9 protein-coding genes, 1 pseudogene and 1 CRISPR repeat array are annotated in these 15,568 nt (G+C 70.2%); of the genes and pseudogenes, 7 read left to right on the plus strand and 3 right to left on the minus strand.

What is annotated here, in order from left to right:
- Positions 1–459 precede the first annotated feature (459 nt).
- From casA to cas2e, 7 genes are read left to right on the plus strand one after another with little or no spacing between them, the layout of a single operon-like run.
- Positions 460–5,028: a type I-E CRISPR-associated protein Cse1/CasA gene (gene casA, locus ACIQK6_RS25360; protein ID WP_329097239.1), complete on the plus strand. Its 4,569-nt coding sequence runs from the start codon at positions 460–462 to the stop codon at positions 5,026–5,028.
- Entirely contained in the window at positions 5,025–5,798 is a 774-nt protein-coding gene (casB, locus tag ACIQK6_RS25365) for a type I-E CRISPR-associated protein Cse2/CasB (protein WP_402695514.1), read from the plus strand. Before casA ends, casB begins: the two co-directional genes overlap by 4 nt.
- Complete coding sequence (gene cas7e / locus ACIQK6_RS25370) at positions 5,795–6,997, plus strand: type I-E CRISPR-associated protein Cas7/Cse4/CasC (protein ID WP_402695515.1); 1,203 nt, start codon at positions 5,795–5,797, stop codon at positions 6,995–6,997. Before casB ends, cas7e begins: the two co-directional genes overlap by 4 nt.
- Positions 6,994–7,752, plus strand: a complete 759-nt coding sequence (cas5e, locus tag ACIQK6_RS25375) for a type I-E CRISPR-associated protein Cas5/CasD (RefSeq protein ID WP_402695516.1) — start codon at positions 6,994–6,996, stop codon at positions 7,750–7,752. Before cas7e ends, cas5e begins: the two co-directional genes overlap by 4 nt.
- Positions 7,743–8,447, plus strand: coding sequence for a type I-E CRISPR-associated protein Cas6/Cse3/CasE (gene cas6e / locus ACIQK6_RS25380; protein ID WP_402695517.1), 705 nt, complete (start codon positions 7,743–7,745; stop codon positions 8,445–8,447). Before cas5e ends, cas6e begins: the two co-directional genes overlap by 10 nt.
- Positions 8,448–8,450: 3 nt before the next feature.
- Positions 8,451–9,416, plus strand: a complete 966-nt coding sequence (cas1e, locus tag ACIQK6_RS25385) for a type I-E CRISPR-associated endonuclease Cas1e (RefSeq protein WP_329097249.1) — start codon at positions 8,451–8,453, stop codon at positions 9,414–9,416.
- Positions 9,413–9,760 (plus strand): type I-E CRISPR-associated endoribonuclease Cas2e, encoded by a 348-nt coding sequence (gene cas2e / locus ACIQK6_RS25390; protein ID WP_329097251.1) that lies wholly within the window; start codon positions 9,413–9,415, stop codon positions 9,758–9,760. The genes cas1e and cas2e overlap by 4 nt, the downstream gene beginning before the upstream one ends.
- A gap of 83 nt (positions 9,761–9,843) precedes the next feature.
- Positions 9,844–10,347: direct repeats of the CRISPR family, unit length 28 nt; unit sequence CTGCTCCCCGCGCCTGCGGGGATGTTCC.
- A 257-nt stretch (positions 10,348–10,604) separates the two neighbouring features.
- On the opposite strand, the pseudogene ACIQK6_RS25395 reads toward cas2e, so the two are convergent.
- The 3 genes and pseudogenes from ACIQK6_RS25395 to ACIQK6_RS25405 form a co-directional block, all read right to left on the minus strand.
- Positions 10,605–13,244 (minus strand): annotated as a pseudogene (locus tag ACIQK6_RS25395) (agmatine deiminase family protein).
- 87 nt (positions 13,245–13,331) lie between these two features.
- Positions 13,332–14,345, minus strand: coding sequence for an agmatine deiminase family protein (locus tag ACIQK6_RS25400; protein WP_329097253.1), 1,014 nt, complete (start codon positions 14,343–14,345; stop codon positions 13,332–13,334).
- A gap of 538 nt (positions 14,346–14,883) precedes the next feature.
- The gene (locus ACIQK6_RS25405) at positions 14,884–15,348 is read right to left on the minus strand and encodes an urease subunit beta (protein WP_402695518.1); all 465 of its coding nucleotides are present in this window, start codon (positions 15,346–15,348) and stop codon (positions 14,884–14,886) included.
- Between the last annotated feature and the right edge of the window lie 220 nt (positions 15,349–15,568).

The raw sequence follows: 15,568 nt of genomic DNA on the forward strand, positions 1-15,568 counted from the left end.
CCGTCCAGTCAGACGCAACAGCTCAGGCCGAACCCGTGTCCTCGCGCGACGTGTCGGGTCCGGCCCGAACACTCCTGAAGGGGCGTTCTCGTGTTACCTCCCATGGACCCCCAGGTCAGTAGCGGGCAGCAGCCACAGTCGTGGCTGCTGCCCGTTCTCGTCGCCGTACTGGCAGGAGGGGGAGGGTCTCAGCTGCTCAGCTGCCCGTGGATGTCGGCGTCCGGCTCACTGTGGTGATCGTGATCGTGCTGGCGGTCGTCCGCACTTCACTCCGGCGAGGGATCGCGTAGAAGCCGTGGCCAGCACACAGTAGGGCGCCACCCGTTCATGGGTCCCGGTGTTCGAACAGGGCTCCGGGACCGTCCCTGCGGGGCGCCATGGCACGGTCGGTCGACAGCGAGCAGCACGAAGAGCGCAAAGAGCGCAAAGAGCGCGAACAGCGCTCTGGGGAAGGGTTCGATGCAGGGCAGCACAACGCCGCACTGGAGTGCGCAGCTCACGTCCGAGGCGCGCGTGGTGTGGGCCAAGCACGACCGGAAGACTGAGAAGTGGCTCCCGTTGTGGCGTCACATGGCCGATTCCGCGGCCGTGGCGGGACGGTTGTGGGACGCGTGGGTTCCGCGTCAGGTGCGCGAACTCGTGGCCGGTGACCTGCCCGGCGGCCCCGAGGACGCGAAGACGCTCGCCGTCTGGCTCGCCGCCGTGCACGACATCGGAAAGGCGACACCGGCCTTTGCCTGCCAGGTCGATGTGCTTGCCGGCCGAATGAGCGATCGCGGGCTGAAGATGCCCACCCGCGAGCAGCTCGGGACCACGCGAAGCCGTGCGCCGCACGGTCTGGCGGGGCAGGTACTCCTGGAGGAGTGGCTGGAGCGGCAGGGTTGGCCGCCCCGTAACGTCATGGCGTTCGCGGTACCGGTGGGCGGGCATCACGGGGTCCCTCCGACGCACGAGCAGTTCCATGATCTGCGCCGGCACAGCGAGCTCTTGCGGACGCCGGGTTCCAGTGAGGGGCTTTGGCGTGCGGTACAAACCGAGCTCCTCGATGCCTGTGCGGCTGCGTACGGAATGCGGGAGCGGAGTTCCCTGTGGCAGGGCGTGAAGTTGTCGCAGCCCGTCCAGGCCATCCTGTCCGCCGTGGTGATCGTCGCCGACTGGATCGCCAGCAATCCGAATCTCTTCCTCCTCTTCCCTGAGGACCAACACCGGGACGAGGCCGACCGGATCGATGCCGCGTGGCGCGGTATCGGTCTTCCACGCCCCTGGTCAATGGAGGGTACGGAGACTCCAAAAAGCACGGAGGGTCCGGAGGGTACGAAGGCTCCAGAGGGTACGGAGGGTACGGCGCAGAAGCTCTTCGCCACGCGATTCGGTCTGCCGTCCGTCCGGCCCTTGCAGGAGGAAGCGGTCCGGGTCGCCCAGGAGTCGGATGCGCCCGGCTTGATGATCATCGAAGCGCCGATGGGCGAGGGGAAGACGGAGGCCGCGTTCGCCGTGGCGGAGGTCTTCGCCTCGCGTTCGGGGGCCGGGGGGTGTTTCGTCGCGCTCCCGACCCGTGCCACGTCGAACGCGATGTACGGGCGCGTGCGTCGGTGGTTGGAGCGTCTACCGGGGGACGTGGACCTGACGGTCTTCCTCGCCCACTCCAAGGGTTCGCTCAACGACGACTTCGCGAGGGACATGCGGGCCGGCGCCCGCACCGTTGCCGCGGTCGACCTCGACGCGGTGTCCTGTGTCGCGTCCTCGCGTCGCGAAGACGTGTGCGCCGCCCCGGGTCAGCTCGTCGCCCATCAATGGCTCCGGGGCCGGAAGAAGGGAATGCTCGCGCCCTTCGTCGTCGGCACCATCGACCAGTTGCTGTTCGCCGGGCTGAAGAGCCGGCACCTGGCCCTTCGGCACCTCGCTCTCGCCGGGAAAGTCGTCGTGATCGACGAGGTCCACGCGTACGACGCCTACATGAACGAGTACTTGGAACGCGTGCTGTCCTGGCTCGGGGCGTACAAGGTGCCCGTCGTCATGCTGTCCGCCACCTTGCCCTCGGGGCGCCGCCGGCAGCTGGCCGAGGCCTACGCAGGCACAGCGGATCCCCGTCCTGAACTGGAGGCCGCCGTCTCCTACCCGCTGATCAGCATGATCACCCCCGGCCGGAATTCTGTCGTCAGCGCACCGCCAGCAGCCGCGGACCGCCGTACAGAAGTCGTGGTGGAGCAGCTCGGTGACGACCTGGGCGTTCTCTCGGACCGATTGTGGGAGGAATTGGGCGATGGCGGCTGCGCGTTGGTCGTGCGCAACACCGTCGACCGCGTCCTCCAGGCGGCGGAGGTCCTGCGCGAACGGTTCGGTGAAGGGGCGGTGACGGTCGCCCACTCCCGGTTTCTCGACCTGGACCGGGCGCGCAACGACGACCGGCTCGTGACCGGGTTCGGCCCTACGGGTTCGCGGCCGACGGGGCCGCACGTCGTCGTCGCCAGCCAGGTCGCCGAGGCTTCGCTCGACATCGACTTCGACATCCTGGTCACCGACCTCGCTCCCGTCGATCTCGTCCTACAGCGGTTGGGGCGGCTCCACCGGCACCAGCGCGGCCTGGGCCAGGCCGACCGCCCGCCTCGTCTGCGGGTGCCGCGGTGTCTGGTCACGGGCGTCGACTGGGAGGCGACGCCTCCGGCGCCGGTCAACGGTTCGGTGTCGGTCTACGGTCGACACACCCTGCTGCGCTCCCTCGCCGTACTCCTCCCGTATTGGAAGGCACGGCCGGTCGTACTTCCGGATGACATCAGCACACTCGTGCAGACCGCCTACGCGGACCGCCTCCGTGCACCCCGGGACGACTGGGCCGATGCGATGGCCGCCGCCGCCGAAGAGCACGAAATCGCCGTCGCCAAGCAGCAACGCGCCGCGCAGGTGTTCCGGATCGCCGAGGTCCGCAAGCCGGGGCGGTCCCTGGTGGGCTGGATCGACGCCGACGTGGGCGACGCGGACGACACCCGGGCCGGGCGCGCCCAGGTGCGGGACAGCGACGAGAGCCTGGAAGTCCTCGTCATCCAGCGGCGCGACGACGGCACGTACGCGACATTGCCCTGGCTCGACCGGGGGCGCGGCGGGCTGGACGTGCCGGTCGACTCGGTACCACCCCCTCGCACGGCCCGTGCAGTCGCGGCCAGCGCCCTGCGCCTTCCGTACCACTTCTCGAAGCCTCGAGTGATCGACCGCGCCATCGAGGAGCTCGAGAGATTCGGGCCCCGAGCGTGGCAGACACCGGAGTGCCATTGGCTGGCCGGCGAACTGGTCCTCGTCCTCGACGAGGATTGTCAGACCCGGCTGGCAGGCTTCGAAGTGAACTACAGCGTGGCCGACGGGCTGGAAATCAACCCGGCCGGGGCCAAGGACGTGAGGTTGGTGAAAGGTGTGCCCGGTTTCGACTTGGTCTCCCGCCCTTGGTTACCCGTCCAGTTAGGCGACGGCACCGCAACGGAGCTCTCCTTGAAGGAAGTCTTCGTACGCGCCGGCGAGGTGCGAAGACTGGTGGGGGACGTACCGTCGCAGGATTTCGCCCTGCTGAGGCTCCTGCTGGCGATCCTGCACGATGCCGTGGACGGGCCTGAGGACCTCGATGCCTGGCAGGAGCTGCACGACAGCCCGGAGCCGTTCGCCGGCATCCCGGCCTATCTCGACCGTCACCGCGACAGGTTCGACCTCCTTCACCCCACTCGGCCGTTCTTCCAGGTGGCCGGCCTGAGGACGCAGAAGGACGAGGTCACCTCGCTGAACCGCATCGTCGCCGATGTCCCCAACGGCGACCCCTTCTTCACGATGCGCCAACCCGGCGTCGAGCAGCTCTCGTTCGCGGAGGCGGCACGATGGGTCGTACATGCCCACGCCTTCGACACGTCCGGCATCAAGTCGGGTGCCGTGGGAGACCCCCGGGTCAAGGGCGGCAAGGGCTACCCGCAAGGAGTCGGGTGGGCGGGCAACCTGGGCGGCGTCTTCGTCGAGGGCGACAGCCTCCGACAGACCCTGCTGCTCAACCTGGTGGCGTCCGAAGCGCACGCGGTCACCGTGGACAAGGACGACAGGCCGGCCTGGCGCCGGGAACAGTGCGGGCCGGATGTGCAGCAGGGCCTGGAGTCCCGGCCCACCGGCCCGCGGGACCTGTACACCTGGCAATCGCGACGCATCCGCCTGCACCACGACGGTCGTGCCGTCCTCGGCGTCGTCCTGTCGTACGGCGATCCTCTGTCTGCGCCCGACAAGCACGTGTACGAGCCGATGAGCGGCTGGCGGCGCAGCCGGCCCCAGGAGAAGAAGCTGGGCCGCACACCGGTCTACATGCCCCGCGAGCACGACCCGACTCGCGCCGCGTGGCGCGGCCTCGCGTCGCTGCTCATGTCCGAGGCCGAGCAAGGTCCGGGGCAGCGAGCCGAGCCGGCCGACCAACTGCGGGCGGGGGTGCTCAAATGGGTCGCCGAGCTCACCTACGAACGTCTGCTGCCTCAGGACACGCTCATCAGACCCCGTCTGATCGGTGCGGCGTACGGCACCCAGCAGTCGGTCATCGACGAGATCGTCGACGACGGCCTCACGATGTCGGTCATCCTGCTCCACGAGCAGGACCAGCGGTACGCGACCGAGGCACTGGGGGCTGTCGAGGACAGCAACGCCGGGGTGCGGGCCCTGGGTGACCTGGCGGCCGACCTCGCCAAGGCCGCGGGCCGGGATCCCGAAGCACCACGTGGGACGGCCCGGGACCTGGGCTTCGGCCTACTGGACGGCCCCTACCGACAGTGGTTGGCCGGCCTGGGCACGGCGATCGATCCGGGGGCGGCCCGAAGGGCGTGGCAGATGGCGGCCCACCGGATCCTGCGGGAGACGGCTGACCGGCAACTGGCTGCCTCGGGTGAGAACGGCTGGCTGGACAACGCCGCCTCCGAGCGGGTGTTCCGCGCTCGGCTCAACAGGGCGTTCCCACTGCGCCACGACCCTGTGCCGGCCCCTGAGGGGGCCGGCATCAGCGAAGGAGTGTCCCCATGACCGACAACGCGCCTCCGGTCCCGGCTCCCGACCAGTCGCGAGACGCGCCACCGACGCCGGCATCGGCATCGGCATCGGCATCGGCATCGGCATCGGTCGAAGAGTCCGGCCCCCTCCGTCTGGCCGTCAGCCGGCACATCCGGACTCTGCAGAGCGGGTACATCGATCCCGCTGACCGCGCCCATTCCGTGCAAGCCCTCGCGCGCCTGCGGCGGGGCGTAGGCCGTCAGCCGACGGAGACACCGGACCTATGGGGGATGGTCGGCGTCGAGGCCTTCCACACGGCGTACCTCGCCCGGCGGGGGCGGCCCGCCGGTGAAGCCGAGACCCTCCGGGCCGAGCGCTCCGCGCACGCCGCCGTCACCCTGTGGGCCGTGCACCAACAGTCCAACCGGTCCAGGGGCATGCACGTGGCCGGCGGACCGTCCCTGGGAACGGCCGTACGCCGGCTGATGTCGGGGACCGATGCGGACGATCCCGTCCGCAAGCGACTCGTACGCGCGGGAACCGCCAGCAGCCTCGATGTGCTGGCCCAGAGGCTGCGGGACCTGGTGACCTTGCTGCGCGCGGCGGAGGTCCCCCTCGATTACGGCCTGCTCGCCGAGCAGCTCGACCAATGGCAGCGGCCCGGCGGCCCCGGTCAGGTCCGTCAGGCCTGGGGACGCAGCTTCCACGCGTACCGTGCCCCGAATCCCAGAACGGCGAAGGACGGAGACGTTCCCGTCGTGCAGCTTGAGACCGCAGCGAACGAGATGAGGGAAAACGAGTGAGCCGCACCATCCTCGACGTACACATCCTGCAGACCGTCCCGCCGAGCAACATCAACCGAGACGACACCGGGGCCCCCAAGAGTGCCGTCTACGGTGGTGTACGCCGCTCCAGGGTCTCCAGCCAGGCATGGAAGCGTGCCACTCGCAAGGCCTTCGACGACTTGCTGGATCCGGCCGAGCTGGGAGTCCGGACGAAGAAGGTGGTCGATGCTCTGACGACGCGGATCACGGCCCTCGAACCCTCGCTGACGCCCGAACACGTGTGGCCGATGGCAGCCGAGCTGCTTCAGACGGCTACCGGCGCCAAAAGCGAGACACCCAGCCGGAAATCCGCAGGGAAGGACCCCAAGGACGACGAGCCACTGGCCCCCCAGTCCTCCTACCTGCTCTTCCTGAGCGCACACCAACTCGACGGGCTGGCGAAGCTGGCCGTCGAGGGCATCGGCAGGGGCACCGAGCCCAAGGTGTTCGTGAAGGACAAAGACGTCAAGGCGCGGACCAAGCAGATCGCTTCCACCCGTCACTCGGTCGACATCGCGCTCTTCGGCCGTATGGTGGCAGACGCCTCGGACATCAACGTCGACGCCGCGGCCCAAGTCGCCCATGCCCTCAGCGTGCACGCCGTGGACATGGAGTCGGACTACTTCACGGCCGTGGACGACAGGAACACCAGCGCTGAGCCCGGCGCCGGAATGATCGGCACGGTCGATTTCAACTCGGCCACGCTGTACCGCTACGCCGCCGTGGACGTGGACCTGCTGGCGCGGAACCTCGATGCCGGCCTCGCGGACGGCGAACGCACCGGCGAACCGGTGCGCAGGGCGGTAGAGGCCTTCATCGAGGGTTTCGTGATGTCGATGCCCACCGGCAAGGCCAACACCTTCGGCAATCACACCCTCCCGGACGCCGTGATCGTCAAGCTCCGTTCCTCCCGTCCCGTCAGCTTCGTGGGGGCCTTCGAGAAGCCCGTCGTTCAACAGGACACTGGTGAAGGGCACGTCCGCGCCGCCTGCAAGGCGTTGGCGGACCACGTCCCCGCGGTCGAGAAGGCCTTCGGGGCCACCGCCGACCGCACCTGGATCCTGCGCGTCGGCGAGCACACCGACGACCTGGTCCCGCTCGGAACCCCCGTCGACCTTCGCCCGCTGGTCACCGCGGTGGGCGGGGCCGTCGCGGAACGCCTGGGGAAGGGGGCATGAGCAGCGTCCTGGCCCTGCGTCTGGCAGGCCCCCTGCAGTCGTGGGGGGCCTCGGCACGATTCGCCCGGCGCACCACGGAGAGCGCCCCCACCAAGAGCGGCGTCATCGGCCTGCTCGCCGCCGCCCTCGGACGGGACCGCACCGCAAACCTCACGGACCTCGCCGCACTGCGCTTCGCCGTACGGATCGACCAGCCGGGCACCCGGCTGCGGGACTTCCAGACCGCCCGCCATGCGGACACCGACAAGGCGATGCCGGTGTCGGACCGCTTCTACCTCGCCGACGCAGTGTTCGTCGCCGCAGTCGGGGGCGATCACGCCCTGATCCGCGCGCTGCACGCCGCCGTACGGGCTCCCGTCCACCTCCCCTACCTCGGCCGCCGCTCATGCCCGCCGCAGGGACCCCTCGACCTGGGCACGAGGGACGTCGGCGATCCGGTCGAGGCCCTGAAGGCGGAGGAGTGGCAGGCGTCCGACTGGTACCGCCAACAGCGCCGCCACGACCGCACGGTCAACCTGACCATCCTGGGTGACGACACGACCGACGGCCGCCTCGGCGACACGCTCAGGGACCAGCCGATCAGCTTCGACCCGCGCCACCGCCGCTACGCCCTGCGCAGCGTGGTCTCCACCTCGATCGACGTACCCAACCCCCGTTTCAACCCGCCCGCCCGAAACCGGCGCCCTCCCGTACCCGTGCCTCGTCACGAGCCCGAGGCCCTGCTGTCCCGGATGGACGGTCTCCGATGCACCTGACCCGTTTCCGAATCAACACCGCTCGGCTCGGTGCCCGTAGCCTCCTCGCATCACCCCAACGCCTGCACGCCGCCGTGATGTCCTCCTTCGCCGGCGCGCTGCCCAGCGACACAGACCGTCCACGGCCCTTGTGGCGGCTCGACCGGAACGCCAAGGCGGAGGTCCTGCTGTACATCGTCAGCGAGGAACGCCCTGACCTGACACACCTGGTGGAGCAGGCAGGCTGGCCCACGACCGCCGCCTGGGAGACCTACGAGTACGGAACCTTCCTGGCTGGGCTCCGCACGGGCGACGCCTGGGCGTTCCGCCTCACCGCCAACCCGGTCCACCACATCCGCCGAAAGGAAGGCGAACCCACCAAGCGCACGGCGCACGTGGGTCCCCGGCATCAAATGGGATGGCTGCTCGCACGGCAGGAAGCCGCCGGCTTCCGGATCCTGACCACTCCCCCCGAGCAACGGCGGCTACCGCAGGGCGACGAGTACCAGCTCGCGGTACGCGATGAACACAGGCACCGCTTCGAGAAGGCCGACCCCGTGGGAGGCCGGGCCAACCGCGTCCCTCTCGTCACCGTCACCTTCGATGGCCGCCTGGAGGTGACCGACCCCGACGCCCTCCGACGGACCCTCACCCTGGGCCTCGGCAAGGCCAAGGCGTACGGGTGCGGTCTGATGACCCTGGCCAAGGCCGCGTGAGACGTGGCCACCAGCATCGCTCAGCGCCGCGCCGTGTCCCCGCGCGAGCTCACCCGTGTCGCGGAACGCATCTCCTTCATCTATTTGGAGCGGTGCACGATCCACCGCGAGGACAACGCCATCACCGCCGAGGACGCCGACGGAACCACCCACATCCCGTCGGCGACCATCGGCACGCTGCTACTCGGACCCGGCACCCGCATCACCCACCAAGCGATGAGCGTGCTCGGCGAGAGCGGTGCCGCCGTTGCATGGGTCGGTGAACAGGGCGTCCGCTTCTACGCCGGCGGCCGTTCCCTCAACCGCTCCGCCGCGCTTGTGGAGGCCCAGGCCACCCTGTGGGCGAACCGGCGGACGCGCCTGGAGGTGGCGCGCTCCATGTACCGGCTGCGCTTCCCGGACGAGGATCCGGCAGGGTTGAACCGGCAGGAGCTCCTCGGACACGAGGGCCGCCGCGTCAAGGACTGCTACCGCGTCCAAGCACACCGTACGGGAGTGCCCTGGCGCGGCCGGCAGTACGTCCCCGGGGACTTCACCGCGGGCGACGCCCCCAACCAAGCGGTGACGGCGGCCGCCCAGTGCATGTACGGGATCGCGCACGCCGTCGTCGCGGCGATGGGCTGTTCACCCGGGCTCGGCTTCGTGCACTCGGGCCACGAACTGTCGTTCGTCCTGGACGTGGCCGACCTGTACAAGACGGAGATCGGCATCCCGGTCGCATTCGACGTAGCGGCCGAGAGCGCCGAGGACGTCGGTTCCCGTACCCGGCGCGCACTGCGGGACAAGATCAACAAAGCCCGTCTGCTCGACCGCTGCGTCGACGACATCAAGGGGCTGCTCCTGGTGGGGCGTCCGGAAGCCGAGGCTCCCTCCGACCCCGCGGAAAACCCGGACCGGGTCGGTCTCCGTTCCGACCGTGACGTCGTCGTTCCGGCGGGCCGCAACTACGCAGACGAGGTGACCTGGTGACGGTGATCGTCCTGACCCACTGTCCCGTCGGTCTGCGAGGGTTCCTCACTCGTTGGCTCCTTGAGATTTCCCCAGGCGTCTTCATCGGCGGACCCTCGGCACGAATCCGCGAGACGCTGTGGGCCGAGGTCTGCGAGTACGCGGGCAACGGCCGAGCCCTGCTGGCGTACAGCTCGGACAACGAACAGGGCTTCGCCTTCGACACGCACGACCACAAGTGGAATCCCACCGACCGCGAAGGCGTCACACTGATCCACCGCCCGAACGAGCGCGCATCCACCACCTCACCGACGACCCGAGGCTGGAGCAAGGCCGCGAAGCGACGACGCTTCGGAAACGGATAACAGACCAAGAGCCCCAAATGTCCGATCCAGCGAAAGTAAGCCAAACCCGAGGCCTCCGCCTCCAGAACCCCAGGTCAGCCACCCTGCTCCCCGCGCCTGCGGGGATGTTCCCTGGACCGGCTTGCGGGTGATGTCCTTCAGGCCCTGCTCCCCGCGCCTGCGGGGATGTTCCTAGCGTGCGCGTGGGCTCCGCCGGGCCGCGACGCTGCTCCCCGCGCCTGCGGGGATGTTCCCGCGAGCCTTTCCCGCAGGCATTGCTCACCACCCTGCTCCCCGCGCCTGCGGGGATGTTCCCTCGACCTTCCGGGGCCCGTACTTCGCGGTGGACTGCTCCCCGCGCCTGCGGGGATGTTCCGCGGAAAGCTCTCAACTCGGGTAGGGGCCTCGCCTGCGGGGATGTTCCCATCGTGTTGCCCCGCGCGCAGCCCGAGGTCGACTGCTCCCCGCACCTGCGGGGATGATCCCCACTTGTTGGCCAGGTACAGATCGTGGCCGTTCTGCTCCCAGCGCCTGCAGGGATGTTCCCGACCTCCCGGGTCCCGTGAAGTCGCTCACCGGCTGCTCCCCGCGACTGCGGGGATGTTCCCGGGGCCTGGCGGGCAGCCGGTCCGGTGCGTTAGTTGGTACGGACGTCGACGTGACCGTCGTGTCGATCGGCAAGTTGGCTTCGCACCGGGAGCCCGCGGTGAGTCGGCGCGGCTCCGCGACCTGTGAGCATTGGTCGGCGCGGCGCCGGGCCAGGAGTTCGGCCACGAGCAGCGGTGCCCGGGAGCGGCGGAGGGCCGTTCCGGATCGGTTCGGAACGGCCCCGTGGAGAGCTTGCGCCGTGGTGTGCGGCTGCCGGTTACGGGACGGGCTGCTGCTGGGTGACGCAGTGGATCCCGCCGCCCCCGGTGCCGAGCCGGTCGATGTTGAGCTGCTCGATGGTGCGGCCGGGGTAGAGCCGGGCCAGGGTGGCCTTCGCCGCGGTGTCGGCGCGGGTGTCGCCGAAGTGGGCGCTGATGACGGCGCCGTTGCACAGGTAGTAGTTGGCGTAGGAGGCCAGGAAGTCCGGGTTGGCGGAGCGGATCTTGTTGTAGTCGGGGCCCTGGATCTGGTCGACCGTCATGCGCGTCCCGTCGGCGGCGGTGGACGCGGAGAGGATCTGGTACTGCTGGCGGGCGTCCTTGGCGTACACGTCGTTGTCCTAGGCCAGGGGCATCTGGACGGCGGCGCGGCCGGGGGCGAGGAAGCGCGAGGTCGCATCGACGTGGTCGTCGGTGATGTCCTGGCCCTTGACCCCGTCGAACCAGATGACCTTGGAGGCGCCGTAGGCGGCGAGCATGGCGGCCTCGATCTGCGCCTGCGTCTTGTTGGGGTTGCGGTTCTTGTTCACCAGGCTGCTGCGGGTGGCCATCAGGGTGCCGGCGCCGTCCTGTTCGATCGCGCCGCCCTCGCCCACCAGGGCGGCGGCGGTGAAGGGGACCCCGACGTATGAGGCGATCCGGCCGGCGACCAGGTTGTCCCGGGAGTGGGCCTGCTTCTTGCCCCAGCCGTTGAAGTTGAGGCCGACGGCGTCCAGCCCGCCGGATCCGTTGGTGCGGAAGACGGGTCCCGTGTCGCGCATCCAGCAGTCGTCGACGGGGATGGCGCTGATGACGGTGACGGTGGAGCCGCACATCGAGCGGGCCTTGGCCGCGCTGCCGGAGTTGGCGCAGACGTAGACCGGCTCGTACTTGGCGATGGTCCGTGCGATGCGCGCAATGTCCTGCTGGACGCCGCCGAGCGTGTTGCCCCAGATCGAGGTGGAGTCCGGCCAGGCCATCCAGGTGCGGGTGTGCCGGACGTCCTCGATCGGTACGCGGAAGTACATGTACGAGATGGTGGTGGGGGCGCCGGTGATCCGCTTGTTCATGAACAGTGCGGTGGGCCATTCGGCGACCGGGATCCACAGCAGCTGTTCCGAGGCGTGGTGCTGCAGCTTGGCCTCGATGTCCACCCGCTGCTCGACCGGGTAGACGGCGCTCGCCTCGTCGACGAGCTTGTCGTACTCGGGGTCGCTGTAGCCGGCGAAGTTCATGTACGCGCCGGTCTTGAAGTTCTGCAGCAGGTCGAGCGGGTCGGTGATCGAGTCGTAGTAGGTGAGCGGGAACATGTCGATGCCCTCGCGCGCCTGGGGGTCGGTGAACAGCGCGGTGAAGGCGTTCGGAGCGATCGTCTTCAGCTGGATGTCCAGGCCGATCTGCGTGCCGGCCGCCTGGAGGGCGGTGGCGAGGAGGGAGACGTCCTGGCCGATGGAACTGGTGGCCACGGTCAGCGTCTTGCCGGTGGCGCCGGCCTCCTTGACCAGGGCCTTGGCCTTCTCGATGTCCTGGCCGGTGGGCGGCAGGCTGTCGAAGGCGGTCTTCAGGGTGCGCTCGGGGGCGGCGGCCCAGGCGGCGCGGGTGGTGAGGGAGTTGGTGACGGTGCCCGCCCCGCCGAGGCCGGCCTTGACGAAGCCGGAGCGGTCCAGCGCCAGGGACAGCGCACGGCGAACACGGACGTCGCCGAGGGGGCCATGCATGTTGGTGACGTTGACGTTGACCGTGCTCAGGCCCTCGCCGAAGTAGAGGGTGCCGGTGCCGCTGCTCTTGAGGCGGGCGTAGCTCTCGGTGGGTATCAGGTAGCCGCCGTCGGCCTCCCCGCTCAGCATGGCGTTCGTCCGGGCGGAGGGGTCGGTCAGGACCCGGAAGACGGCCTTCTTCGCCTTGGCCTTCTTGCCCCAGTAGGCGTCGAAGCGCTCCAGCTCGATCGACTGGCCCTTGTTCCACGTACCGAGCTCGAAGGGGCCGCTGCAGCCGAGGCCGCCCGTGGTGCCGTAGTCCTTGCCGGCCGCCTCGACGGCCGCCTTGGAGGCGACCACACCGGCGGCGGTGGCCATGTACTGGGGGAACTGCGAGTCGGGCTTGTTGAGCTTGACGGTGACCTGCAGCGGGCCGCTCTTGGTGATCGAGGCGACGTTCTGGAACACCTGGGCCCAGGCGGCGGCGTTGTCGGGGTCGCGCTGGCGACCGAGGCTGAAGACCACGTCGTCGGCGGTCATCTCCTTGCCGTCGTGGAAGCGGACGCCGGGTCGCAGGTCGTAGACCCAGGTGGTGGGGTCCGGGTTGGACGCCTTCTGGGCGAGACCGGGCTCCGTGGTCAGGCCCGGGGTCCAACGCATCAGGCTCTCGCACACGTTGGACAGGACGGTGTTCTGCGGGTAGTCGAAGGCCACCGTGTAGTCGAGGGTGGGCGGTTCGGCGTAGACGGCCCAGGTGAAGGAGTCGATGTCGCCGCGGGCCTCGGGCGTCGAGGCCGACAGCTTGACGTCGGTGACACCGCCGGCGTTCTCCTTCGGCGGGCCGGAGCAGGCCGCGAGCAGGGAGACGGACGCCAGGGCGGCGGTCGCGGCTGCGGAAACGGGGCTGAGCCGGCCGCGCCGGCTGCGGAAGCGTCTGCCGGTGCGGGGCGGGGTGGTGGTCATCGTCGCGCTCTCTATTCCGTGAGGGATGCGGGGGGAGGAGCGGGCGGACCGCCGGAGCGGTCCGCCGGGAGCGGCCGGTTTCCCGGGTCAGACGGTGGTCCGCACTGCGGGGATCTGCTGGGTGATGCAGTGGACGCCGCCGCCGCCGAACGCGATGGCGAGGGCCCGTACCCCGATGACCTTGCGGCCCGGGTAGGCCGTGGCGATCACGGCGAGGGCTTCCTCGTCCTGGGGCACTCCGGCCACCGGGACGACGACGCCGCCGTTGGCGACGTAGTAGTTGAGGTACGACACCTCGATCTCGCCGTCGGCCAGGTCGGCGAAGGCGGTCTGCGGCACCTCGATGATCTCCAGGCGGCGGCCGCGGGCGTCGGTGGTGGCCTCCAGCACGGCACGGTTGGCGCGCATGCGGGCGTGGTCCGGGTGGTCCGGGTCGGAGGGCAGGGAGATGACGACCGTGCCCGGGGCGGCGAAGGCGCAGACACCGTCGACGTGACCGTCGGTCTCGGTGTCGAGCAGCCCGCCGTACGGGAGCCAGATGACCTTGGTGACGCCGAGCCGGGCCTTGAGCTCGGCCTCGATCTGGTCGCGGGTCATGCCGGGGTTGCGGTTCGGGTGCAGGAGGCACTGCTCGGTGGTGATCAGGGTGCCCTCGCCGTCGACGGTGACGGCCCCGCCCTCGAGGATCATGCCGGAGGGGATGCGGTCGACCCCGAGGTGGTCCAGCAGCAGGCCGCTGATCCGGTCGTCGGCGTCGAACGGGTGGTGCTTGCGGCCCCAGGCGTTGAAGCGGAAGTCCACTCCGGCGCGGTTGCCGTTGCCGTCGAGGACGAAGAGGGGGGCGGAGTCGCGGAACCAGGAGTCGTCGAGCGGCAGCTCGATGACGGTGACGCCGTCGCCGCACCGGGTACGGGCGTCCTCGCCGAAGCCGGGCGGGGCGACCATCGTCACGGGCTCGAACGCGGCGATGGCGCGGGCGACGTTCGCGTACTCCTCCTTCACGTCGGCGAGCACGCTGCCCCACAGGTCCTCGCGGGTGGGCCAGGCCATCAGACAGCCGTCGTGCTGGGACCACTCGGCGGGCATACGGAATTCGGTCATCAGACGTCTCATTTCTTGCGTGGGTGGAGTCTTCCATTCGACTGAAAATTCAGTCAAGAGCGAAGAGGTGGGACAGGGGTGGGAGCACGGGAGGACTGGAGGAAGCGACTAGGGGAAGTGGAGGGGGTCGGGGGCCCTGCCAGGCCGGAGCGGAGCGCAGGGGCTCGCCGTCCAGCGTCACGAGCCCGGTCCGGGCGTCCACGTCGACCTCGCGGAGGCGGGCACTGACGACCGCGCCTTCGGTCGAGTGCCGCGCGGACCGCGTACCGCGTACGGCGGCCCACGGACGGCGTACCGCGCACGGCGGTCCGGCGGCGCCGGGTGGCCGGGATCCCGGAGGGGCCCGATCGGGCGGCAGCGCGACTGACGAAGGCGAGCGAGAGGTCGGGGGCGCCGGGCGGTGCGCACCGACCGGGGGGGGTCGGCCCCGTGAGCCGGGAAGCCGGGCTTCAGCACCATCCGGCCAGGAACGCGTACGCGTGCGGATCGATGTGCCGGCCGCCCGGCGCGCAGTGGTCGCCGTGCGAGGTCTTCTTCCTCACGCTCGACCCCCGCCCTCGTGTCCGACAGTGACGCCGAGGTGGCCGCAGGCGGCCGCCCTCGCCAGGGCGAGCGCCTTGGCTCCGGGTACGACCCGGGACCCGCCGACTGGGCCCGCCAAGCCGATCGCGATCCGGACTCCCCCTACGGGGACCAACCCGACCTCGGCGGTGGCACCGGATTCGAACCGGGTGGAGGAACCGGCGGCCACCGCCGGTCGCGTCCCGTGGGCCGCCGCCCGGTCGAAGTCGAACCGCGGGTTCACCTCGAAGCAGGGGAAGGGGAAGGGGAAGGAGAAGGGGAAGTGCGGGGTGGCGCTCGCCCGCGCCGCGTCCGCGATCGGGGCGGTCGCCTCGGGGTCGAGCCGCGGGCCCCGGGCGTGCCGGACGGGCGCCGGGTCGACGGCGGGGCATGACGTCCCCCGACCGTCCCGCCCGGCGGCAGGGCCGGTCGAAACCATCATGGTCATTCCTTCCTCCGGAAGGCGGGCCAGGGTACGGCCGGGGCCGGGGCATCGCCGTCCGAATGCGTGGTGCGCGGGGCGGCGGCCGATGGCCGGTGGCGCGCCGGGGACGCCTCCAGGGGTGCATCGAGGAGTACGTCGAGGAGTGCGGGCCGTGAGGTTGCACGGGCCGGTCGGCGGTCCGAAGGGCGGGAGATTCGCTCCGCCCTGCTCGGAATCC

This window comes from Streptomyces sp. NPDC091682, assembly GCF_044756625.1.
Classification (GTDB): Bacteria; Actinomycetota; Actinomycetes; order Streptomycetales; family Streptomycetaceae; genus Streptomyces.

Bases quoted from the DNA above. Each gene is read 5' to 3' on its own strand.
- casA (WP_329097239.1), top strand. From the start codon at position 460: ATGCAGGGCAGCACAACGCCGCACTGGAGTGCGCAGCTCACGTCCGAG.
- casB (WP_402695514.1), top strand. From the start codon at position 5,025: ATGACCGACAACGCGCCTCCGGTCCCGGCTCCCGACCAGTCGCGAGAC.
- cas5e (WP_402695516.1), top strand. From the start codon at position 6,994: ATGAGCAGCGTCCTGGCCCTGCGTCTGGCAGGCCCCCTGCAGTCGTGG.
- cas6e (WP_402695517.1), top strand. From the start codon at position 7,743: ATGCACCTGACCCGTTTCCGAATCAACACCGCTCGGCTCGGTGCCCGT.
- ACIQK6_RS25400 (WP_329097253.1), bottom strand. From the start codon at position 14,345: ATGACCGAATTCCGTATGCCCGCCGAGTGGTCCCAGCACGACGGCTGT.
- ACIQK6_RS25405 (WP_402695518.1), bottom strand. From the start codon at position 15,348: ATGATGGTTTCGACCGGCCCTGCCGCCGGGCGGGACGGTCGGGGGACG.